Origin of the sequence: Qipengyuania gaetbuli (genome assembly GCF_020171365.1) — a bacterium.
Taxonomy (GTDB): domain Bacteria; phylum Pseudomonadota; class Alphaproteobacteria; order Sphingomonadales; family Sphingomonadaceae; genus Qipengyuania; species Qipengyuania gaetbuli_B.
In genome coordinates, this window is sequence record NZ_JAIUZO010000002.1 from 897204 (window position 1) to 918655 (window position 21452).

At 64.8% G+C, this 21452-nt stretch carries 24 protein-coding genes; 10 read left to right on the forward strand and 14 right to left on the reverse strand.

Annotation, left to right across the window (positions count from 1 at the left end):
- Position 1 precedes the first annotated feature (1 nt).
- On the reverse strand, positions 2 to 187 hold the full coding sequence (locus LCL94_RS13465) for a hypothetical protein (RefSeq protein WP_318245565.1): 186 nt from the start codon (positions 185 to 187) through the stop codon (positions 2 to 4).
- Positions 188 to 303: 116 nt separating this feature from the next.
- Positions 304 to 858 carry a winged helix-turn-helix transcriptional regulator gene (locus LCL94_RS04975; RefSeq protein ID WP_160608274.1) on the reverse strand — a complete coding sequence of 185 codons (555 nt, stop codon included), beginning with the start codon at positions 856 to 858 and terminating at the stop codon, positions 304 to 306.
- Between the two features lie 188 nt (positions 859 to 1046).
- On the opposite strand from LCL94_RS04975, the gene LCL94_RS04980 reads away from it, so the two are divergent.
- Positions 1047 to 1391, forward strand: coding sequence for a CC_3452 family protein (locus LCL94_RS04980; RefSeq protein ID WP_224831245.1), 345 nt, complete (start codon positions 1047 to 1049; stop codon positions 1389 to 1391).
- Between the two features lie 79 nt (positions 1392 to 1470).
- Here the strand turns inward: LCL94_RS04980 and LCL94_RS04985 are convergent, their stop codons facing one another.
- From LCL94_RS04985 to galE, 3 genes are all read right to left on the reverse strand, one after another.
- On the reverse strand, positions 1471 to 2082 hold the full coding sequence (locus LCL94_RS04985; RefSeq protein ID WP_224831246.1) for an HAD family hydrolase: 612 nt from the start codon (positions 2080 to 2082) through the stop codon (positions 1471 to 1473).
- 97 nt (positions 2083 to 2179) lie between these two features.
- On the reverse strand, positions 2180 to 2305 hold the full coding sequence (gene ykgO / locus LCL94_RS04990; protein ID WP_006833921.1) for a type B 50S ribosomal protein L36: 126 nt from the start codon (positions 2303 to 2305) through the stop codon (positions 2180 to 2182).
- Positions 2306 to 2398: 93 nt separating this feature from the next.
- Positions 2399 to 3412: a UDP-glucose 4-epimerase GalE gene (gene galE, locus LCL94_RS04995; protein ID WP_224831247.1), complete on the reverse strand. Its 1014-nt coding sequence runs from the start codon at positions 3410 to 3412 to the stop codon at positions 2399 to 2401.
- Positions 3413 to 3537: 125 nt separating this feature from the next.
- Here galE and LCL94_RS05000 point away from each other — a divergent pair, with 125 nt between their 5' ends.
- Together LCL94_RS05000 and LCL94_RS05005 are read left to right on the forward strand one after the other, a co-directional pair.
- Positions 3538 to 4143 carry a DUF4136 domain-containing protein gene (locus tag LCL94_RS05000; RefSeq protein ID WP_224831248.1) on the forward strand — a complete coding sequence of 202 codons (606 nt, stop codon included), beginning with the start codon at positions 3538 to 3540 and terminating at the stop codon, positions 4141 to 4143.
- Positions 4140 to 5279 (forward strand): M14-type cytosolic carboxypeptidase, encoded by a 1140-nt coding sequence (locus LCL94_RS05005; RefSeq protein WP_224831249.1) that lies wholly within the window; start codon positions 4140 to 4142, stop codon positions 5277 to 5279. The genes LCL94_RS05000 and LCL94_RS05005 overlap by 4 nt, the downstream gene beginning before the upstream one ends.
- A gap of 1 nt (position 5280) precedes the next feature.
- Here the strand turns inward: LCL94_RS05005 and LCL94_RS05010 are convergent, their stop codons facing one another.
- Genes LCL94_RS05010 through LCL94_RS05025 form a run of 4 tightly spaced genes read right to left on the reverse strand, consistent with a single transcriptional unit; the run spans position 5281 to position 7939 of the window.
- Positions 5281 to 6303 carry a S66 peptidase family protein gene (locus LCL94_RS05010; protein WP_224831250.1) on the reverse strand — a complete coding sequence of 341 codons (1023 nt, stop codon included), beginning with the start codon at positions 6301 to 6303 and terminating at the stop codon, positions 5281 to 5283.
- Positions 6300 to 6704, reverse strand: coding sequence for a cytidine deaminase (locus tag LCL94_RS05015; protein WP_224831251.1), 405 nt, complete (start codon positions 6702 to 6704; stop codon positions 6300 to 6302). The genes LCL94_RS05010 and LCL94_RS05015 overlap by 4 nt, the downstream gene beginning before the upstream one ends.
- 18 nt (positions 6705 to 6722) lie before the next feature.
- Positions 6723 to 7433 (reverse strand): glycoside hydrolase family 25 protein, encoded by a 711-nt coding sequence (locus LCL94_RS05020; protein WP_224831252.1) that lies wholly within the window; start codon positions 7431 to 7433, stop codon positions 6723 to 6725.
- Between the two features lie 2 nt (positions 7434 to 7435).
- The gene (locus tag LCL94_RS05025) at positions 7436 to 7939 is read right to left on the reverse strand and encodes a UPF0262 family protein (RefSeq protein ID WP_160608282.1); all 504 of its coding nucleotides are present in this window, start codon (positions 7937 to 7939) and stop codon (positions 7436 to 7438) included.
- 138 nt (positions 7940 to 8077) lie between these two features.
- Here LCL94_RS05025 and LCL94_RS05030 point away from each other — a divergent pair, with 138 nt between their 5' ends.
- Positions 8078 to 9601 carry a replicative DNA helicase gene (locus LCL94_RS05030; RefSeq protein ID WP_224831253.1) on the forward strand — a complete coding sequence of 508 codons (1524 nt, stop codon included), beginning with the start codon at positions 8078 to 8080 and terminating at the stop codon, positions 9599 to 9601.
- A 3-nt stretch (positions 9602 to 9604) separates the two neighbouring features.
- Here the strand turns inward: LCL94_RS05030 and LCL94_RS05035 are convergent, their stop codons facing one another.
- On the reverse strand, positions 9605 to 10792 hold the full coding sequence (locus tag LCL94_RS05035) for a phospholipase D-like domain-containing protein (RefSeq protein WP_224831254.1): 1188 nt from the start codon (positions 10790 to 10792) through the stop codon (positions 9605 to 9607).
- Positions 10793 to 10904: 112 nt separating this feature from the next.
- On the opposite strand from LCL94_RS05035, the gene rpoZ reads away from it, so the two are divergent.
- Positions 10905 to 11249: a DNA-directed RNA polymerase subunit omega gene (rpoZ, locus tag LCL94_RS05040; protein WP_160608284.1), complete on the forward strand. Its 345-nt coding sequence runs from the start codon at positions 10905 to 10907 to the stop codon at positions 11247 to 11249.
- Positions 11250 to 11356: 107 nt separating this feature from the next.
- A complete protein-coding gene (locus LCL94_RS05045; protein ID WP_224831255.1) occupies positions 11357 to 12547 on the forward strand; it encodes a DUF3667 domain-containing protein in 1191 nt (396 codons plus the stop codon).
- Positions 12548 to 12676: 129 nt separating this feature from the next.
- Here the strand turns inward: LCL94_RS05045 and ftsH are convergent, their stop codons facing one another.
- Both ftsH and LCL94_RS05055 read right to left on the reverse strand, forming a co-directional pair.
- The gene (gene ftsH / locus LCL94_RS05050) at positions 12677 to 14641 is read right to left on the reverse strand and encodes an ATP-dependent zinc metalloprotease FtsH (protein WP_160608287.1); all 1965 of its coding nucleotides are present in this window, start codon (positions 14639 to 14641) and stop codon (positions 12677 to 12679) included.
- 81 nt (positions 14642 to 14722) lie between these two features.
- A complete protein-coding gene (locus tag LCL94_RS05055) occupies positions 14723 to 15364 on the reverse strand; it encodes a TetR/AcrR family transcriptional regulator (protein WP_224831256.1) in 642 nt (213 codons plus the stop codon).
- Positions 15365 to 15438: 74 nt separating this feature from the next.
- Here LCL94_RS05055 and LCL94_RS05060 point away from each other — a divergent pair, with 74 nt between their 5' ends.
- The 4 genes from LCL94_RS05060 to LCL94_RS05075 are packed head-to-tail and all read left to right on the forward strand — an operon-like array spanning position 15439 to position 19733.
- The gene (locus LCL94_RS05060) at positions 15439 to 16572 is read left to right on the forward strand and encodes an ABC transporter permease (protein ID WP_160608289.1); all 1134 of its coding nucleotides are present in this window, start codon (positions 15439 to 15441) and stop codon (positions 16570 to 16572) included.
- Positions 16572 to 17315: an ABC transporter ATP-binding protein gene (locus LCL94_RS05065; RefSeq protein ID WP_224831257.1), complete on the forward strand. Its 744-nt coding sequence runs from the start codon at positions 16572 to 16574 to the stop codon at positions 17313 to 17315. Before LCL94_RS05060 ends, LCL94_RS05065 begins: the two co-directional genes overlap by 1 nt.
- Before the next feature lies 1 nt (position 17316).
- Positions 17317 to 18309 carry an efflux RND transporter periplasmic adaptor subunit gene (locus LCL94_RS05070; RefSeq protein ID WP_224831258.1) on the forward strand — a complete coding sequence of 331 codons (993 nt, stop codon included), beginning with the start codon at positions 17317 to 17319 and terminating at the stop codon, positions 18307 to 18309.
- Positions 18306 to 19733 (forward strand): efflux transporter outer membrane subunit, encoded by a 1428-nt coding sequence (locus tag LCL94_RS05075; protein WP_224831259.1) that lies wholly within the window; start codon positions 18306 to 18308, stop codon positions 19731 to 19733. Before LCL94_RS05070 ends, LCL94_RS05075 begins: the two co-directional genes overlap by 4 nt.
- On the opposite strand, the gene LCL94_RS05080 is transcribed toward LCL94_RS05075, so the two are convergent.
- Together LCL94_RS05080 and LCL94_RS05085 are read right to left on the reverse strand one after the other, a co-directional pair.
- The gene (locus LCL94_RS05080) at positions 19703 to 20674 is read right to left on the reverse strand and encodes a HupE/UreJ family protein (RefSeq protein WP_224831260.1); all 972 of its coding nucleotides are present in this window, start codon (positions 20672 to 20674) and stop codon (positions 19703 to 19705) included. The genes LCL94_RS05075 and LCL94_RS05080 overlap by 31 nt on opposite strands.
- A complete protein-coding gene (locus LCL94_RS05085; RefSeq protein WP_224831261.1) occupies positions 20671 to 21441 on the reverse strand; it encodes a peptidyl-prolyl cis-trans isomerase in 771 nt (256 codons plus the stop codon). The genes LCL94_RS05080 and LCL94_RS05085 overlap by 4 nt, the downstream gene beginning before the upstream one ends.
- Positions 21442 to 21452: the final 11 nt, after the last annotated feature.

Consider the following 21452-nt stretch of genomic DNA (forward strand, 5'->3'; position numbering starts at 1 on the left):
GTCATTTTTCCGCGTAGGGCGTGTTCTTCAGCAGGTGCCGGTTGAAATCGGGCGCGCCGTCGTCCCACCAGACCGGCCCGCGTTCGCCGAGGCCCAGCTTGGCGGCATGCACTTCCTGGCGAGCTTGTTTTTCCGCCTCGCCGTCGCCCGAACGGCGCGCTGCCGCCACGGCGCGGCGTGCGGCCATCAGCCGGTCTACCAGCTTTTGGCGGTCAATATCCGGCAGGTTCGGATTGGCAGCCCGCCACAGGCGACCGCGCACGATGATGTAGCGGCCGTCGGGCGTGCGTTCGATCTCTTCTCTCAGGCGGCGTCCTTGGCCTTGCGAGCGGACGCAATGTCGACGACCGAGCCGTTCTTCATGATGGCATGCGGCTCTGCCTTGGTCCCGTCGGCGCGGATGCCGAGGTTCTTGCGTTCGACAAGTGCGAGATCCGCCGGGCCGAGAAGGCGCCCGTCATGGCTGAGGATCGAGGTCGGGCCGATGGGCAGCCGATCGCGCTCGTCCACCAGCACCGGGTTCTCGACCACTTCGGCACCGTATTTCTGGCCCCACTGGCGCAGAGCCACCATGGCTGGGAGCAGGTCGAAGCCCTTATCGGTCAGTCGGTACTCGATCTTGCGACGGTCATCCGGGCACGGGTCGCGTTTGAGGATGCCATGCTCGACCAGCTTGGCCAGCCGGTTTGAGAGGATGTTGCGGGCAATGCCCAGCTCGCTCAGGAATTCCTCGAAGTGGTGCAGGCCATTGAAGCTGGCTCGCAAGATCATGAAACTCCAGCGTTCGCCCATGACTTCGAGAGCCTGCGGCAAGCCGCATTCGGTCAGTTCGCGCAGTGGTTCGCGGATATCGCCCATAAAATCAGTCCTTCCCGTGAAACCTATTTAGCGCAGTTTTCGCCAAAGCCAAATATTTCAAAAAATGGGTTGCATCACGAAACCTATCGGCATAGGTAGCGATTCGCAACCAGTTGCAAATGAAAACCTAGATTGCAGTTTTCGCAAGGCCAGTTGAGAAAATTGCAATGAAGTATCGGAGCTTGACCATGACCCTCTCCCTGAACCGCACCGCCCACCTGGGCGTTCTCGCCACCGCTTTCGCTTACACCACGCTGACCTTCGGCGCGCTCGTCACCCCGACGGTTGCCGAAGCCAAGTCGTCGAGCGGCCCGTTCTACACTGCCGAGCTCGCGCAGCCTGCTGCCGAGCGTACCGTGATTGCCGGCGGCGTTGCATGGACCTGCGCCGACACCAGCTGCGTCGGCACCAAGGGCACCTCGCGCCCGCTGCGCGTGTGCCGCGAACTGAACCGCGACCTCGGCGAAGTGGTTTCCTTCACCGCCAAGGGCGAAGCGCTGGAAGCCGACAAGCTGGCTAAGTGCAACGGCTAAGGCCGTCCAACCGGACCCCCCACCCCCTCTCCATCAGGGTGGACCTCCAAGGCCCCGGCGGAAACGCTGGGGCCTTTTTTCAGATCAGCCCGCGTGCGGAGAGATCGGCTTCGAGTCCGGCTGCATCAGTGAAATGGTGGACCTGCCAACCGCATCCTTGCGCGGCTTCGATGTTCGCCTCGTTATCGTCGATGAACAGCATCGCGGACGGGTGCAGGGCGAATCGCTCCTCGGCCAGCGCGAAGATCGCGTGGTCAGGCTTGGCGAGACATTCCTCGCCGGAGACCACGATATCGCGAAAGCGGTCGAAGATCGGTGCGGTCGGGCGGAAGCCGGCCCAGAATTCGGCGCCGAAATTGGTGATCGCGAATAGCGGGACGCCCCTTGCATCGAGCCTTTCGACCAGCTCGTGGCTACCTTCTACCGGGCCGGGGATCGTCTCGTTGAACCGCGTCGCATAGGCGCGGATCTCGTCGGCGAAATCGGGATAGAGCGCGATGCGTTCGGGCACCATTTCCGCAAGCGGCCGGCCATGATCGTGCTGGAAATGCCATTCCTCGGTAACGACCTCGTCGAGCAGCTTGCGCAGCCGAGCCTTGTCATCGACGATCTTCTCGAACAGCGAGGCGATCTGCCACTGGTAGAGCACGCGCCCCACGTCGAACACTACGGCTTCCACGCTGGCGGCCATTGTCGCCCCTTCCCGAATGCGAACGGCCCGCACTCCCTAGGGAGCCGGGCCGGTCGAAAAACCAGTCGCGACGCCAGCGGCGCCGCACGCCGGGTGCTTAGCCCTGGCGAGCCTTGAAGCGACGGTTGGTCTTGTTGATGACGTAGGTCCGCCCGCGACGACGGATCACGCGGCAATCGCGGTGCCGGCTCTTGAGCGACTTGAGGCTGTTGCGGATCTTCATGGTATATCTCGTCTAGCAAATAAATACGCGCCGGAGTTGGTGCCCCGACGCGCCAAATTCAAGCGCGCCCGTTAGCGACGGGGGTGATTCCCGTCAAGCATCTCCGCGAATTTCGCCGAGTTTGCGCTCCCACTGTACCGCATGGCCGATGATCTGGTCGAGATCGGCGTATTTGGGCTGCCATGGAAGCGTAGCCTTGATGCGCGATGGATCGGACACCAGCTCGCCCGGGTCGCCCGCGCGGCGCGGCTCCATCCGCCGCTCGATGCGCGAATTGGTCACCCGGTCGACGGCATCCAGCACCTCGAGGACCGAGAAGCCCCGGCCATAACCGCAGTTCATGGTCAGCGAACGGGCTGGCTGGTCGATCAGCGCCTCGAGCGCGAGAACATGGGCCGCCGCAAGGTCGCTGACATGGATGTAATCGCGCACCCCGGTGCCGTCGGGCGTTTCGAAATCGGTGCCGAAAACCGAGACCCCGTCGCGCTTGCCCGTCGCCGCCTCGCAGGCGACCTTGATCAGATGGGTCGCGCCGGCCGTCGACTGGCCGCTTCGCGCCTGCGGATCGGCACCTGCCACATTGAAGTACCGCAGCGCGCAGAAGTTGAACCCGTGCGCGGCACTGGCGTCGGCCAGCATCTGCTCTGTCATCAGTTTCGACCAGCCGTACGGATTGATGGGTTCCCTGGGGCTGTCCTCGGATACCGGCGATGTTTCCGGCGTGCCGTAGGTCGCGGCGGTCGACGAGAAAATGAAGTGCTCCACCCCTCCCTTTACCGCTGCCTCGATCAGGGTCCGGCTCTTCACCGTGTTGTTGTCGTAATATTTGAGCGGGTTCTCCACCGATTCAGGCACGATGATCGAACCGGCAAAATGCATGATCGCCTTGATGCCTTGCTCGGCGATGATTTGTGCCAGCAGGTCGCAGTCGGCAATATCGCCTTCATAAAGCGGGACGTCGTCGGGCACGGCGAATTTGAACCCGGTCGACAGGTTGTCGATGACTGCCACCGGCCAGCCGGCATCGCGCAAGGCAAGCACTGCGTGGCTTCCGATGTAGCCGGCGCCGCCGGTCACAAGGACCGGAATTTTCGTTATGCTATCCATTCGCCCGCGCCTAGCAGATCGCGTGAGCGGCGCAATCGGTGCGGCCGGAAACTCCGGTCCGGAGCCTTTGCCGCCTGTCACGCGTTCTTCTTTCTTTAACGCCCATCGTCGAAAGAGCCCCCAAAATGAACCGGATCGCCCTGACATTCGCTGCCCTCGGCACACTTGCACTCTCGGCCTGCGCCACCGCGCCGGGCCCCGTGCAGGTCACGCGATTCGTCGCACCGGAAGCGAGCGCTCGCCTCGGCGAAGGCACGATCTTCTTGGAAGGATCCGGCACACAGGACACGGACAGCCTCGCCTTGATGCCATACAAGTCCGCCGTCGCTGCCCAGCTTCGGGCATTGGGCTACACCGAGACCGACCGGGCTTCCGCCCGCCAGATCGCCACGGTTACCCTCGAACGATACGTGCAGAGCGCGGAAGGCAGGCGCTCGCCGGTTACTGTCGGCGTCGGCGGGCGCACCGGCAGCTATGGCTCCGGCGTCGGTGTCGGCATCGGCATAAACCTGGGCGGCGGCGAGCGCGACAAGCTGGGCAGCGAACTGTCCGTCACCATCCGCGATGCCGCATCGCAAGCCAATATGTGGGAAGGCCGCGCCGACCTGCGCGTTCCCGACAACTCGCCCCTTGCGCAAGCGCAAGCAAACGCACAGACCCTCGCCGCCGCGCTGTTCAGCGATTTTCCCGGCAACAATGGCGAAACGATAGAAGTAGAGGTTCCCAAGTGAGCGATATCCGGATCGATGCCGAATTCGACAGCGGCAATATCGAAGTGCTGTCGATCGACGGTGCCAGTGCGAAACTGGCGATCCCGCTCGATACCAAGAGCGAGTTCAAGCAGTGGTTCCATTTCCGCGTGACCGGCGCGGCGGGGCGCGAACTCGTGCTGAAGATCCGCGATCTCGAAACCAGCGCCTATCCGGGCGGCTGGCCGGGCTACGATGCCTGCGTTTCGGAAGACCGCGATTACTGGGGCCGCGCCGCCTCTTCCTATGACAAGGACGAGGACGGCGGCACGCTGACCATCCGCTACACGCCGGCAAGCGACGTGGTGTGGTTCGCTTACTTTGCGCCCTATTCGATGGAGCGCCACCACGACCTCGTCGCAGAAGCCGCGTCGAGCGAAGGAGTGGACTACCGCTGCCTCGGCACCACGCTCGACGGCCAGCCGATCGACTGCCTCGAAATGGGCGAAGGCGAATTCAAGGTCTGGCTCTACGCCCGCCAGCACCCGGGCGAAACGCAGGCCGAATGGTGGATGGAAGGCGCGCTCGAGGTCCTCACCGATCCTGCCGACAGCGTCGGGCGCCTGCTGCGCCAGCGGTGCCGTCTCCATGTCGTGCCCAACTGCAATCCCGATGGATCGCGCCGCGGCAACCTGCGGGTCAACGCGGCAGGCATCAACCTCAACCGCGAATGGGCCGAACCGACTGCCGAAAAGAGCCCCGAGGTTCTCGCCATCCGCAACCGGATGGATGAAACGGGCGTCGACTTCGCCATGGACGTCCACGGCGACGAGGCGATCCCCGTAGCTTTCATTGCTGGCTTCGAAGGCATCCCGAGCTGGAAGGACGAGCAGGGCGAGGGCTATTACAGCTTCGAGAAGATCCTCGACCGCCGCACGCCCGATTTCCAGACCGAGCAGGGCTATGTGAAGTCCAAGCCGGGCCAGGCCAACCTCACCATGAGCACCAACCAGGTGGCCGAGCGGTTCGGCGCGGTCGCGATGACGCTGGAGATGCCCTACAAGGACAATCCCGCAAGCCCCGAGCCGGAACAGGGCTGGTCGCCGGAACGCTGCAAGATGCTGGCGCGCGATTGCCTTGCCAGCCTGCTCGAATGGCTGGAAGCGCTGGACAAGTAGGTCAGGCGACGATCGGTTCGAGCAGCCGGATCGTCCGCGCCCCGGCATCGATTTCCACTTTAGCACCGTGCGGCAGCGCCAGCTGCCCGCGGTGGTGGCCGATGTTGGATCCGACGAACGCCGGAATACCGAGCGGAGTTAGGTGCTGGTCGAGCACTTCGTCCAGCGTGAAACCGGCATAGTCCGGCTCGTCGCTCGCACAGCTGCGGCACCGGCCGAAGACGACACCCGACAACCGGCCCAGAACCCCCGCCAGCTGCAATTGCTGGAGCATCCGGTCGATCCGGTATTCCGCCTCGTTCACGTCCTCCAGGAACAGGATTGCACCGTCGAAATCCGGCACCCATGGCGTGCCCATCAAAGTGGAAAGCACGGTGAGATTGCCGCCGAGCAGCCTGCCCCGAGCCGTGCCCTCCCTGATAGTCCGTCCCTGCGGACCTTGGGCCAATTCGGGCTCCTCTCCTGCACCGCCAAGTACCGGGACAGCACCTGCAAAGGCGAGGTGCCACAGGCTCTCCCAACTGCTCCGCGGCCACGGGCTGGCTGCATTGGGCGAGTGCAGAGTGGGAAATCCGGCCTTCTCCGCGATGGCGAGGTGCAGCGCGGTATTGTCGCTATAGCCCACGAACAGCTTGGGATTACGCCGGATCATCTCCCAGTCGAGCAAGGGAAGGAGCCGTGCCCCGCCCCAACCCCCGCGAACGGCGAAGATAGCCTTCACGGTCTCGTCCGCGAAGGCTGCGTTGATGTCGGCTGCGCGCTGGGCATCGGTCCCGGCGAGGTAGCCGGACCTCGCGGCCACATTGGCACCGGTCTTGGGAATGAGGCCCATGCCGCACAGCGTGAATTCCGAATTGGCGATTTCGCGTTCCGAGGCTGCGCTTGCCGGGGCGACCAGTGCCACGGTGTCGCCCTGCCTGAGGCGCGGCGCGATACGGCGCGATTTTGCCAGCGCGGGGAAAGGTGCGGCCAGCGCCCCCAATGCGGCTGCCATGCCGCCGAGTGCGGCACGGCGCGTGGTCACACGAGGCTCGCCGGGCCGAAAGCATCGGGTAGCAGTGCGGTCAAAGTGGTGCGCCGCACTTCATCGGGCCCCACGCACAGGATTGCCGGGTCGGTACCGCCCAGCTGCGCCAGTTCATTGAGCACCTGGCGACAGCGGCCGCATGGCGTGATCGGCATTTCGCCCGGCCCGGTCACGGCAACTGCCACAAGGCCTCCGCGCACACCGTCGGCCATGGCCTTGGACACCGCCACCGTCTCTGCACACAGCGCGAGGCCATAGCTGGCGTTCTCGATATTGGTGCCCGTCACCACGCTGCCATCGGCAAACAGCAGGGCGGCCCCCACGGCGAAATTGGAATAGGGCGAATAGGAGTTCGCGGCGGCCCCTCGGGCGGCGGCGATCAGGTCGTCGTCACTCATGCGCACCGCTTAGCGTGATCAGGGCTGGACGACCAGCCAGCGCAGCGGCGTGTCCGCGGCCTCGCTGGTGTGGGCGGCATTGGCTGTCCAGATGGTCCAGGGACGCCCTGCGTAGTCGGGCTCGTCCAGGTCGCCTTCCAGCCACAGCGCGCGCTCCAGCCTTGCCGCCGGACGATAGCGCTCCTCGAAACTCTCGCTCGGCGCAAGGATGACCGGGGCGCCCGTATGCGCTTCGATCTGGTTGACGAGCGTCAGGAGCTCGCTTTGTACCGCAGCATCGGACACGCGCTCGGGACAGTCGTCAGCCGTTCGCGCCAGGCGGATGACGGGCGGCAGGAGCTGCGTGTCGCGGGGCACGATGGTCACGAAATTCGCGCTTTGCCCGTCGGCCGTGACGCAGGGGTCGAATTCATGGGTCGCGCCGACCTGAAGCCCCGCCTCGCGCGCGGCGGCGAGGTGGTCGGAGAAGGCCGCGTCCTTGTCTCGCGCACCCTTGCTGGCCTCGAGGTAGACGAAGCTTGCGCCCAGCCCCTTGAGCACGGTGAAATCGACGTTCGCGTCCTCTTCGCCCACCAGCGCACCCTGGTCGGGGTAGGCCTCTTCGTCGGGTCGCCAGTTGCGATCCTCGTTCCACTTCCACGTGGCTGCGGCCGCGCCAGCCACGGCGAGAAACAGCACCAGCTTGAATGCCCAGCCGCGTGAGGCCTTTTTCTTGCGCCGCGCCATCATGCTCAGCCCTTGATGTGCAGGACGCAGATGAGGGTGAACAGCCGGCGCGCGGTGGCGAAGTCGGTTTCCACCTTGCCTTCGAGCCGTTCAAGCAGGAGTTCGGCTGCGCGGTTGTGGACTCCGCGCCGGGCCATGTCGATCGTCTCGATCTCCATCGCGGTCGCCTTGCGGATCGCCTGATAATAGCTGTCGCAAATGGCGAAGTATTCGCGGATCGGACGGCGGAAGCGCGCAAGGCCGAGCAGAAGCTCTTCCACCATTACGCCATCGGTATTGGCCACGGTCATCAGCAACCGCCCGTCGCGCACCGCCAGCTTGAGGTGGTAGGGGCCCGTCGCGCCGCGCTCGACCGCGCGCAGCGGCTTGAAGGTATTGTCCTCGATCAGGTCGAAGATGGCGATCCGGCGTTCCTGCTCGATATCCGCATTGCGCCAGATGATCGTCTCTTCGTCGAGATCGATCTGGGCGATGCGATAATCGGTGGAGGTGCTGGCGGATTCGGTCATGACTTGCAGGCCCGCTTTCGCAACTGCGACACATCGGGGCAAGGCCTCTTCTTTATTCCCGCTATCCACAAGGGCGGCAGTCGTCTTGCGGTCACACTGCGCTTGTGGCGAATCCGCCCCTCGCCCATGGTGCCGCACATGGCCGACACCGATCTCCTTTTCCGTCCCGATGATTCGACTCCAGCTCCCGAAAAGCAGGGGCAGGCCCTGCCCAGCAACATCGAGGCGGAAGCCGCATTCCTCGGCGCCGTGCTGATCGACAACCAGGTCGTGCAGGAACTCAACACGCCGCTGCAGCCGCACCATTTCTACGAGCCGGTGCACCAGCGGATCTACGAGCGCATCCACAAGCTGCTCGACCGCAATTCGATCGCCACGCCCGTTACCTTGAAGCCCTATTTCGAGAGCGACGAGGCGCTCAAGCAGCTGGGCGGCGTCACCTATCTCGCCAGGCTGACGCAGGACGGACAGGGCCTGCTCGCAACCGGCAAGCTGGCCGAACAGATCTACGACCTCGCGCTGCTGCGCGAACTGGTCCACGTCGGTCGCAATCTCGTCGAAGGCGCGCTCGACACCTCGGACGAGGTCGCGCCGATGGATCGCATCAGCCAGGCCGAAGCCGATCTCTACAAGGTCGCCGAAGGCGCGACATCGGGCAGCGAGGCACAGGATTTCCGCACCGCCGCGCTCGGCGCGCTCAAGATGGTCGAGGCGGCGATCAATTCTGGCGGGCGCTTCTCGGGCAAAACGACGGGCCTCGACACGGTCAACGACAAGACCAGCGGCCTGCACAATTCCGACCTCATCATCCTCGCCGGACGTCCGGGCATGGGCAAGACCTCGCTTGCGACCAACATTGCGTTCAATGCCGCACGGCGCCTGATGGACGACGAGAAGCTGGGTATCGCGCGCAGCGAATCCCCCGGTGCCGCCACCGCCTTCTTCAGCCTCGAAATGAGCGCCGACCAGCTGGCCACGCGTATCCTTGCCGAAACTGCCGAAATCTCCAGCGAGAAGCTGCGCTCGGGCAAGCTCAGCCGCGAGGAATTCCAGCGCCTGTCCTTCGCCAGCCAGGAACTCAACGAGCTGCCGCTCTACATCGACGACACGCCCGGCCTCACCATCGGCGCGCTGCGCACCCGCGCCCGCCGGTTGAAGCGCCGCCACGACATCGGGCTCGTCATTGTCGACTATTTGCAGCTGCTGCAGGGTTCGGGCCGCGCGAACGACAACCGCGTGAACGAAATTTCGGAGATCAGCCGCGGATTGAAGACGCTGGCCAAGGAACTCAACGTTCCCGTCATCGCGCTTTCGCAGCTGAGCCGTGCGGTGGAACAGCGCGAGGACAAGCGCCCCCAGCTTTCAGACCTGCGCGAATCCGGCTCGATCGAGCAGGACGCCGACATGGTGTGGTTCATCTTCCGCGCCGAATATTACCACAACGCGCTGAAGCCCGACACGCCGGACGAAACCAGCAGCGAGGACGTGCGCCAGAAATATGCCGACTGGGAAGCGCGGCATCTCGAACTGGTGAACCGCGCGACGCTGATCGTCGCCAAGCAGCGTCACGGTTCGACCGGCAACGTGCCGCTGCTGTTCCAGAGCGAGTTCACCAAGTTCACCTCGCCCGAACTGCGCGGTGGCTACGACGACTACGAATAGCGGCTAGATGCCGAGGTTGAGGCGCCGGGTTACAGTGTAGTCGATCACCGACACCAGCACCCAGCCTGCCGACCAGCGGATGCGGTTCCAGATAGTGGCGCGCTTGCGGTGCAACTCGGGCGTGATGCGTTCCGATGCGGCGTAGTGCGTTTCGAGGAACGCGCGCATCCTGTCGGCGAGCGCCTTGTCCTCCAGCCGGAGCATGATCTCCAGGTTGAGATATAGGCTGCGCATGTCGAAATTGGCGCTGCCGAGATAGACCGCGTCGTCGAGCACGATCAGTTTCGTGTGCAGCTTGCACGGGCTGAACTCCCAGATCTTCGCGCCGCGCTTCAGCAGGTACTTATAGAGCGACCGCGTCGCCCCCAGCGTGGCACCGTTATCGCTCTTTGCGGCCATCAGCAGGCGCGTCTGCCCTTTTCGCGCCACCCGCGCGATGCGGCGCAGCAACGTGTAAGGCGGCGAGAAATAGGCCATGAAGATGTCGAGCTTCTCGCCTTCGACCAGGTCGCGCGTGACGGACCGCGCCCAGGTAGACAGGCCGCGGGTAGGTCCGCCGACCAGCCAGCGCGCCTCTCCGTCCTCCGACTTCCACGACCAGTCGCGCACCGTGTGCCGGATCGCCCGGAAATGGGCGTGCTCGTTCTCGGTCCAGCCGCGCAGCTTGGCAAACCACCGCGACAGCCCTTCCACCGCGTCGCCTTCGAGCAGGATGGCAAGGTCGTTCCAGCCATTGGCCTCGGGTGGGGCGAAATAGTCGTCCTCGATATTGAAGCCGCCGAACATGGCGCGCTTTCCGTCGGCGATGACCATCTTCTGATGGTTGCGGATGAGATAGCGGAAGCCGAGGCGCGGACTGAAATATTGATAGCGGCCGCCCGCCTCGCTCAACGGTTTCAGGAACTCGTCCTTGGCCGAAGCGCCGAACCGGTCGATGATCAGCGTGACGTCGACCCCGCGCGAGGCGGCTTCGCACAAGGCATCGCGCAGGCTGGTAGAAACCTCGTCCTCGGCAAAGATGTAGAAGCAGACGTCGAGCGTTTCGCGCGCGGACGCAACGAGTTCGAGCAGCGCGTCGCGGCGATCCCTGCCGGCGGGAAAAAAGGTCAGCGACTGGCCCTGCGCCTCGGCCGAAAAGGGCGGTGGGTCGGAATATCCGCTCGCAGCGGGCTCTATCGCTTGGTCGGCCATGCAGCGCCAGCCTTAGCGCGGGTCGCGCCCGGCGCAAATTCTTGACCTTTCGTCCTCGGCAGCCTATCTGGCCCGCTTTCCCGGAATCACTTGATTTACATCGGAGTGCCCAATGGCGCGCGTTACCGTCGAAGACTGCGTAGACAAGATCCCCAACCGTTTTGATCTCGTGCTGCTCGCTGCCCAGCGTGCGCGTGAAATTTCGGGCGGTGCGGAACTGACCATCGATCGCGATCGCGACAAGAACCCGGTCGTCGCCCTGCGCGAAATCGCCGAACAGACGATCAAGCCCAAGGACCTCCAGGAAGCCGCCGTCACCAATCTGCAGAAGATCCTGCCGGACGATGACGACGAAATGGATGAAATCGGTTCGCTCAGCCAGTCGGCAGAAGCCCTGCGCATCACCGCCTCGGCTCCGACCCGCTCGACCTCCATCGGCGCCGACTACGACGGCTAACCGACTGGAACATTGGCGGAAACAGGTTGAAAGGCCGCCTTTCGGGGCGGCCTTTTGCGTTGCAGGCCCTGACGCGCCACAATAAGGCGCCTGTGACAGGAGGGCCTATGAGCGAGATCGGGGAAGCGCTGGGGACGGCCGTGGAGGGCGGGCTGTTCGCGCGCGTGGTTGGCGGCGGCAAGGGTAACGGCCCCAAGGAAGGCCAGCCGCTCGAGAAGGGCCATTTCGCCGAGGATGCCTGCCTCAATTGCGGCACCGCGCTGGTCGGCACGCATTGCCACAGCTGCGGGCAGCAGGCCCACCTCCACCGGACCATCGGCGCTTTCCTCCATGACCTGCTGCACGGCGCGCTGCATTTCGACGGCAAGACCTGGCGCACCCTGCCGATGCTCCTGTTCAAGCCCGGCGAACTCACCCGCCGCTACATCGAGGGCGAACGCGCGCGCTTCGTTTCGCCCATGGGACTGTTCCTCTTCTCGATCTTCCTGATGTTTGCGGTTTTCCAGCTCGCCGGCATCAGCACGCCCACGGATATCCAGGGCGATACCGGCGCCCAGATGCGCGAACTTGCGGCGTCGGAAATTGCCAAGGTGGAAGAACGGCAAGCTTCGCTCGAACAGGATCTCGGGCAGCCGGACCTCGACCCCGCGGAACGGCAGCGCATCCAGCAACAACTGGTGGAGACGAAGGAGCAACTCGACGCCATCCACCTCGCGGAAGAGCAGGTCCCGTTCCTGAAGAAGGCAGCAGGGCCGGATAGCGATAAGGCTGCTGCCGCGGGTCCGTCCGTCGCTGCAAAACCGGACGGTTCGACCGACGTCATGCTGAACGAGGACGAGGACCTCAGGATGAACGTCGGTGTCTCGGACATCGAGTGGATCGACAATGCGCTCGACAAGTGGCGCACCAACCCGGGCCTCATGCTCTACAAGCTGCAGACGAATTTCTACAAGTTCAGCTGGCTGCTGATCCCGCTGTCAGTGCCCTTCGTCTGGCTGCTGTTTGCATGGAAATGGCGCTTCGGAGCCTACGATCATGCGATCTTCGTGACCTATTCGCTCAGCTTCATGACCTTGCTGACGCTCACGGTCACATTGCTGGGATTAGCCGGCGCCCCGCAGGCCCTGATAATCGCGGGCAGCCTGCTGATCCCGCCGATCCACATCTACAAGCACCTGCGCGGAGCCTACGGCCTGTCACGGTTCAGCGCCTTGTGGCGGCTCTCCGTGCTCTCGCTGTTCATCATGGTCGTGCTGCTGATCTTCCTCCAGCTCCTGCTGTTGCTCGGAGCACTCTGACGCCGGCAGCCGGCGGAACCGTCATGGCCTGCGCCGCAAGAGCGAAAAGAAATTAGCTACCCCGCAAAAAAAACGCCCTCCCGTCAGGTGACGGAAGGGCGCTGTCGGTTTGAATGTTGACTGGTCCTGTCAGGCGCCCTGGGGTGCCGTGCCGCCACCGAACTTCTTGCCGGCCTTGGGGATCGCGCTGCCGGCAACCGGAGCGACCTTGACCGGACCGCTCGGCTGGTCGGGGCGGTCGATCTTGCCGTCCTTCATTAGCTGGTCGATTTCCTCGCCCGTAAGCGTCTCGTATTCGAGCAGGGCCTGGGCCAGCAGGTGAAGCTTGTCTTCCTGCGTGGTGAGCACTTCCTGCGCGCGCTTCAGGCCGCCTTCGACCAGCGACTTGATCTCTGCGTCGATCAGCTTGTTGGTCTCCGCGCCGGCCATCGTCCGCTGGGTCGAGCCCATGCCGAGATAGCCTTCCTGGCTCGCTTCGTACTGCAAGGGTCCGAGCTTGTCGCTCATGCCCCACTTGGTGACCATGTTGCGGGCAAGGTCGGTGGCATACTGGATGTCTCCGCTCGCGCCGCTCGAGACCTTGTCGTGTCCGAAGATGATTTCTTCAGCGACACGGCCACCCATGGCGACCGCAAGGTTCGCGTGCATCTTGTCGCGGTGGTACGAGTAGTTGTCGCGTTCCGGCAGGCGCATCACCATGCCCAGCGCACGGCCGCGCGGGATGATGGTGGCCTTGTGGATGGGATCGGATGCCGGCTCGTTGATCGAGACGAGCGCGTGGCCGGCCTCGTGATAGGCGGTCATCTTCTTCTCGTCCTCGGTCATGACCATGGACCGGCGTTCCGCGCCCATCATGACCTTGTCCTTGGCGTCCTCGAATTCCTGCATCGCGACGAGGCGCTTGTTGCGGCGTGCGGCCAGCAGGGCTGCCTCGTTGCACAGGTTCGCAAGATCGGCGCCCGAGAAGCCGGGCGTGCCGCGCGCGATGGTGCGCGGGTTCACGTCGGGTGCGAGCGGAAGCTTGCGCATATGGACAGCAAGGATCTTCTCGCGTCCATCGATGTCGGGGACAGGGACCACGACCTGGCGGTCGAAGCGGCCCGGACGCAGCAGAGCGGGGTCGAGCACATCGGGACGGTTGGTTGCCGCGATGATGATGATGCCTTCGTTGGCCTCAAAACCGTCCATCTCGACCAGCAGCTGGTTCAGCGTCTGCTCGCGCTCGTCGTTCGAATTGCCGAGACCGTGGCCACGGCTGCGACCGACAGCGTCGATTTCGTCGATGAAGACAATGCAGGGAGCGTTCTTCTTGGCCTGTTCGAACATGTCGCGCACACGGCTTGCGCCGACGCCGACGAACATTTCAACGAAGTCCGAGCCCGAAATAGTGAAGAAGGGCACGCCCGCCTCGCCCGCGATCGCGCGGGCCAGCAAGGTTTTGCCGGTACCGGGCGAACCGACCAGCAGCGCGCCCTTGGGAATCTGTCCGCCCAGCTTGGAGAAGCGGCTGGGGTCCTTGAGGAACTCGACGATCTCTTCCAGCTCTTCGCGTGCCTCGTCGATGCCGGCCACGTCGTCGAACGTGACACGGCCCTGCTTTTCGGTGAGCATCTTGGCCTTCGACTTGCCGAAGCCCATAGCGCCGCCTGCCCCGCCGCCCTTCTGCACCTGGCGCAGCGCGAAGATCGCGATGCCGAGGATCAGGACGAACGGCAGCATCTGGATAAGCGCGTAAAGGAGAATGTTCTGGCTGCCGGAATCGCGGCCCGAATACTGGACCCCGTTTTCATCGAGCAGCTTGGGCAACGAGGTATCGCTGGCGACTGGAATGGTGCTGAAAGCCTCGCCTTCCTTGGTCACGCCGACGATCTGTTCTTCGGAAATCTCGACCGACTTCACGTCGCCCGCGGCCACGCGCTCCTTGAAGTCGGAATAGAGCAGGGGCGTACCGCTGCCGCCGCTCGAATTGCCGAACATCGAGACGACCAGCAACAGGCCGAGGAACACGCCGCCCCAGACGAAGAGGCTCTTGATCCACGGATTGGGGCCGTTGCCCTCCGGATCCGGCTGCTGGTCCTGATTCTGATCGCGCATTGGCGGCATTCCTTTCAACGTATCCCGGAATGTAGGATGGCGCTGGTGAATGGCAAGTTTAGACCATCTGCCGGGCAGCGCCTAATTTCGATTACACTCTTCGACTGCGTAGGCCCTGCAAAAGACCTCCACCGCGCCGTCGATCCGCTGGCGATCGCGCACCGGATCGGCCGGGAAACCAAACCGCCGTTCGAGGTCGCCCATGCCCTTGCACATGGATGCGAACTGCTCGACCGCGAGGTCGATATCCTCGATCTCCACCTCGCCCGCCTCTTTCATCACGCCGAGCAGGCCGGAAAAGGCTGCCTTCATCCGGTGCGGGCCGGCAGCAAGGAAGGCCGCACCGATCGCCGGTTCGTGCTCGGTTTCGGCAGCGATACGCCGCTCGAACTGGACCATCTCCGGCCTCGAGAGGAAGGCCATCATCGCTTCGCCAATTGCAGTGAGGCGCTGGCGCAGCGTGCCAGACGGCGACGGCTGCACTGCAAAGGCTGACCGCATACGTTCACATTCGGCCTCTACTGCTGCAGTGAAAAGGCCGCGTTTGTCGCCGAACTGGTTGTAGATGGTGACCTTGGACACGTCGGCTTCGGCAGCCACGTGCTCGATCGCGGTTGCGGCATAGCCATGTTCGAAAAAGGCGCGCGTCGCGGCCGCGAGAATCGCCTCGCGCTTGGCCGTGCTTACAGGCCGGCCTGCCTTCTTCGCCTTCGCAGTTGACAAAATGAACGGTCCCGTTCAGTTGAACGCCTGCGTTCACTAATGGACGAGTCGCAGCAGGAAGGCAAGAAAGCGCCGTGATCTGGATTGCCATCCGCATGCTGACCGGGGACGCGCAGAAGTTCTACGGACTGGTCTTCGGGATTGCCTTCTCGACCCTGCTCATCACCCAGCAGCTGACCATCTTCGTCAATCTGATCGAACGCGGTGCCAGCGGCGTCTACAACGTGTCGAGTGCCGACGTGTGGGTCATGGACCCCGTCAGCCGCACGACGGACGTTGCCTATGCGATGCCATCGACTGCGCTCGACAAGGTGCGGGGCGTACCCGGTGTCGAATGGGCGGTGCCGCATCTCAGGGCACAGGCAAGCGTGCGCACCAAGGATGGGGACCTTGAAGGCGTGGCGGTTATCGGCGTCGACGACGCGACGCTGATCGGTCTTCCCAAGGCCATGGTCGAAGGTTCGCCCGACGTGCTGTCGCAGCCCGACAGTGTCATTATAGACGACGTTGGCACCACGCGCATGTTCCCCGACCAGTCGCCGATCGGCGAGAGGCTCGAACTCAACGACCAGCGCGCGGTGGTTCGCGGGATTGCTGATGCGATACCCAGCTTCACCAGCACGGTGGTGCTCTACACAAAGTACAGCAGGGCGCTGAATTTCGTACCCGGCACGCGCAACCGCCTGTCCTTCGTGCTCGTCGGCGCAGAGGACCCCGCGCAGGCCAAGGCCCTGTCCGAACGGATCGAGCGCGAGACCGGCCTCAAGGCCCAGACCCGCGACGAATTTGCGCGCGACGGGGTGCAGTTCATCATCGAAAACACCGGCATCCCGCTGAACTTCGGTATTACGGTGGCGCTCGGCTTCATCGTCGGCGTGGCGATTGTCGGCCTCACCTTCAGCCTGTTCATCCGCGACAACATCAAGCAGTTTGGCGCGCTCAAGGCGATCGGCGTCACGAACCGGAAGATCCGGCGGATGGTCATTGCGCAGGCAGGGTTGGTCGGGATCACCGGCTACGGCCTCGGGGTCCTCGGCACGATTGCTTTCATCTGGAGCTTCTCCGCCAATCCGACCTTCAAGGGTTTTTACATCCCCTGGCAGATCCCGCTCATCAGCCTTGCGGCAGTCGCGCTCATCCTCGCGCTGACCGGCTGGCTGGCGCTGCGCAACGTGCTCAAGACCGAACCTGCGGCGGTGTTCCGCTGATGGGACGTATGCTCGACACCAGCGCCATCGGTGGCTGCAAGCCGGACTCCGCGATCTGCACGCGCGGCGTCACGCGCGATTTCACCGCCGGCCAGCAGACCATCACCGTATTGCACGGCATCGACCTCGACATTCGTGCAGGCGAAATGACGTTCCTCGTGGGCGAGAGCGGATCGGGCAAGACGACGCTCATTTCGATCATGTGCGGCATTCTCTGGCCGACCCTTGGCGAAGTGAAGGTGTTCGGCACCGACATCTACGATCTCGACGATACGGCGCTGGTCGAATTCCGCCTCAACAACATCGGCTTCATCTTCCAGCAGTACAATCTGATCCCGTCGATCGACGCTGCCAGCAATGCCGCCGTCCCCCTCATCGCGCAGGGCATGGACCGGCACGAAGCGCGCAAGCGGGCGGTAGAGATGATGGCCAAGCTCAACATCCGCGACCAGGCCGACAAACTGCCCAGCCAGCTGTCGGGCGGCCAGCAGCAGCGCGTCGCCATCGCCCGCGCGCTGGTCCATGAACCGCGCCTCGTGGTCTGCGACGAGCCGACCGCAGCGCTCGATGCGGCATCCGGCCGTCGCGTGATGGACCTCCTGCGCGAAGTGGCCGTGGCCGAAGACCGCGCCTGCATCATCGTTACCCACGACAACCGCGTTTTCGACCTCGCCGACCGCATCCTCATGCTCGAGGACGGCAAGATCATCCATGACGGCAGCGAAATGCCCGAGGACCACTGACATGGCTTTCAATCTCCGCAATCTCAGCTTTTCGAGGCAGTTCCTCCCTGTCATCGCGATTGTCGCGCTGTTGCTGGCGGCTATCTTCATCGTAAGCGGTCTTCCCGACCGGACATTGAGTGAGCCGGAACGCGATCCGCCCCGTGCCCCCGAAGAGCTTGCCGATGCCCCGCGCGTCGCCGGGTCGGGCGTGGTCGAGCCGTCGAGCGAACTCATCCAGATCGGCTCTGCACTGTCGGGCCTCGTTACCGGCCTTTATGTCCAGCCGGGTGACCGGGTAAGCCAGGGCCAGCTGCTCTTCACCGTCGACGACCGTGCCGCGCGCGCCGGCCTGCGCGAAGCGGAAGCAGCGATCGGCGAGGCGCGGGCGGCAATCGCAGAGGCGCAGACCGCCCGCAGCACGGCCCTTCGCCAGCTCGATCTCTATCGCGGCGTCGACGATCCGGCAGCGGTCAGCCGCTCGGAAGTCATCCGCGCAGAAGGCGAAGCGAGCGCTGCAGGCGAACGGCTCTCGCTTGCCCGTGCCCGCCTCGAAGCTGCGCAGGCCCGCGCAGCCAGCGCCCGCACCGAAATCGGCCGCCTGAGCATCCGAGCGCCGATTGCGGGCGAAATCCTGGCGGTGAACATCCGCAAGGGCGAATATGTTTCGACCATGGGCGGCGGTGGCTCCCAGCCCTTCATCGAGATGGGTCAGACCCAGCCGCTGTTCGTGCGGATCGACATCGACGAAGAGCAGGCCGCACGATTGAAGCTGGGCGCTCCTGCCACCGTCAGCTCGCGCGGCGCGTCCGATCGCCAGGTCCAGGCACGCTTCGTGCGCGCCGAGCCGCTGGTTGTTCCCAAGCGCTCGCTCACCAATTCTGCTGCAGAGCGCGTCGATGTGCGCGTGTTGCAGGTCCTCTATGCCCTGCCCGACGCAAACAGCGAGGAGGAACGCCTGTTCCGCGTGGGACAGCAGGTCGATGCCTATATCCCGGCGGTGAAGGCACGATGAGGCGCGCGTTCCTGATCGCGGCCTCCACCCTTGCGCTGGGCGCCTGTGCGGGCGGTCCGCCGCCCGAAGTGGCAACGCCCGAGCCGGTCCTGCCTGCGCAATATCTTTACGCACCCGATACGGCGACGGACACGGCACTCACCACGTTGCTGCCTGCCAGCGATCCCGCATTCGACACGCTGGCTGCACAGGCGCTCGCCGGCTCCCCGACGCTTGGTGAGGCGCTCGCCAGGATAGACCAGGCACGCGCAGGCGCCGACCGTGCAGGTGCCGAACGCCTGCCCAGTGTCGGTGCCAATGCGAGTGTCGAAGGCAGGCGCAGCAATCCGGCGCAGTTCGGCGGCAATCTGCCCGCCGCCATCTCCTTCGACACCGAACAGATCGCCTATGCCGCGAATGTCACGGCCCGATGGGATCTCGACCTATTCGGCCGCCTCCGGGCGCAAGAACGCGCAGCGCTGGCCCGCATCGACGCCGCCGACGCCTCGGCCCGCGGCGTGCGCAATGCGCTGCTGGCCGAAATCGCGGCGAGCGTGATCGACTGGCGTACGCTCGACGCCCGCAAGGCTGCGATAGAGGAGGACCTCGCCGCAGCCACCGAATTGGCAAGGCTGGCAGGCGTGCGTGAAAGGGCTGGCCTAGCTCCCGGTTTCGACCGGGTGCGGGCCGAAAGCGCAGCGAATGCCTCGCGCAGCCGCCTTGCTGCCGTCGAGAGCGAGCGTGCCCGGATCATCGGGCGACTGGTCACGCTGACCGCCCAGGGCGGTGCGCAGGTCCGTGCGGCTCTCGCCGCTGATGCGCCGGATGCAGGCTTTGCGAATGCACCCGCAAGCCTGCCGAGCGAATTGCTCGCCAACCGCCCCGACGTCCTGGCTGCCGCAGCCAATCTGGCAGCGGCCGATGCCGAACTGGCGGCAACCGCCCGCCGCCGCTTCCCGACTTTCGACCTGTCGGGCGTCATCGGCCTGCTAGCCTTCAGCCCGGGCGACCTGTTCGACGAGGATTCGATCGTCGGTTCGCTGGCTGCCGGCATTGCGGGACCGCTGCTCGACTTCGGTCGCATCGAGGCCGAGATCGACGGCGCCGCTGCAGAAAAGCGGGCCGCCTTCGAGGCGTATCGCGGTGCGGTCTATACCGCGCTTGGCGATGCGGAGGCGGCGTACGGGCTCGTCGCTGCTGCGGATCTCGAGGCCTCGGCCGCAGCGCAGGAGGCAGCCAGCCTGTCGCGCGCGGCAGCGCTTGCCGAAACCCGCCAGCGCGCCGGTCTCGCTGATTTCCTGACGGTGCTCGAAGCGCGCCGGGCCGCCGATGCGAGCGGCGAGCGCGCAGCGGCTGTAGCCGGCCGTGCAGCACGGGCGCGGGTCATCCTGTGGCAGGCGCTCGGCGGCGATACTCAGCCGATCACGCGGTCGACCAGCCAGTAAGCCCCGGTGATGCCGATGGCGTAGGAGGCGAGCCGCAAGGCGGGTGCCTCGACGCCCGGGCGAACGCGCCCGAGCAGCGCCAGCAGGCCCATCACGACCGCGATTACGAGAAGCTGCCCGGCCTCTACGCCGAGGTTGAAGCTTACCAGCGCTGCCGGCACCTCGCCTTCGGGCAGGCCGATTTCGCGCAACGCCCCGGCAAAGCCGAAGCCGTGGAGCAGGCCGAACAGGAACGCGACCAGCCAGGGCAGACGGCGCGTCAGCGTTTCGCGCGTGCCGCGTGCGATCTCCACGGCGAGGAATACGATCGACAGCGCGATCAGGGCCTCGACCGGGCGCTGGGGCAGCCCGGCGAAGCCGAGCGTGGTCGCTGCCAGCGTCAGCGAATGCGCCACGGTAAATGCCGTGGCCGACTTCACGACAGCCCAGCCGCGGCCGACGAGCAGGACCAGCGCAATCACGAAGAGCAAATGATCCCAGCCGGCCAGTATGTGTTCGACGCCGATCACGAAGTAGCTGCGCCAGACCTGCGTGCTGGATGGAACTGTCGAGACAAGTGCCAGCGGCTCTGCAGCGGTCAGCCGGTGGACCTGTACAGGACGATCCAGCGGTGCGACACGCAGGACAGCGTCCGATTGGCCGACCAGCGCGGGCCAGCCCATCGCCTTGCCCGCTACCGGCCCATCGCAGCGAACGGCCGCGCGCCCGGTCACCGCAAGGGCAGCTTTGTCGAGCACCGGTTCACCATCGAACCTGCAACCCTCGGGCAATTGCGGCCGCGCCTGACTGGCCGCATTGGGCCTGGACATGGGTTCGCGCCAGCCGATGGTCCAGCGCGTCTCGTCAACCTGTTCGAACTGGATGGATATGGGCCGAAGCTCGTCGGCCAGCGCCGGCGACGATAGGAACACGCCCAGCAGGAGCGCCAGCAGGCGGATCATTCGATTTCCACGGTGTAGGCGTCGCGCAGCAGCCGGTAGGCCTCGGCTCGCCGGTTTGCCAGCGTCCCGTTGCGCCAGTCGGCCTCGACCTTGTCGCGCACGCTCTCGAAGGGCTGTGTCGCGACACCGCTACGCTTCATCAGGCGCACGAGATGCCAGCCGAAGCCCGAAGGCAAGGGCCCTTGCCATTCGTGCGACACGGGCAATTGGGAAATCTCGCCGACAAATTGCGTACCGAACACGCGCGAGGCTTCGTCGATTGTCACGCCGTCCATCCCGCGCGGGAGGCTGATCGCCATTCCACGCGGTCGGGGCTCGTCGAGAGCATCGAGTGCACCCTTCTCACTGTCGAAATAGAGCTGTTCGAAGGTTACCTCACCGCCGCCGCCGAACCTTTCCGCATTGGCGGAATGCCACTGGCGCAGCACCTCTTCCGAAGGACTGGAGGTTTCGACCTCGGCGCCCGCCAACTCGTCCATCTTGGCGGCCAGGCGGCGACGGACTGCCGGGTCGCCCTGGTCGAGGCCGAGGCGCAGCGCTTCGCGGTAGAGGATTTCCTCGCGCACCCAGCGATCGATCTGGGCCGCAAGCTCGCCATCGGTCGGCGGCCTGCCCATGGTCCGTTCGAACCCGAGAGCAAGCGCCGCCTGTTCCTCGCGCGAAAGCACGATCGTGCGTTCGGCAGGATCGACCGGCTCGCCCCTGAGCGCGAGCAGCCCCCAGATGACGGCCCCCGCAAGAAGGAAATGCGCGAGTGGGTCGCGCAAGGCCTTGCGGA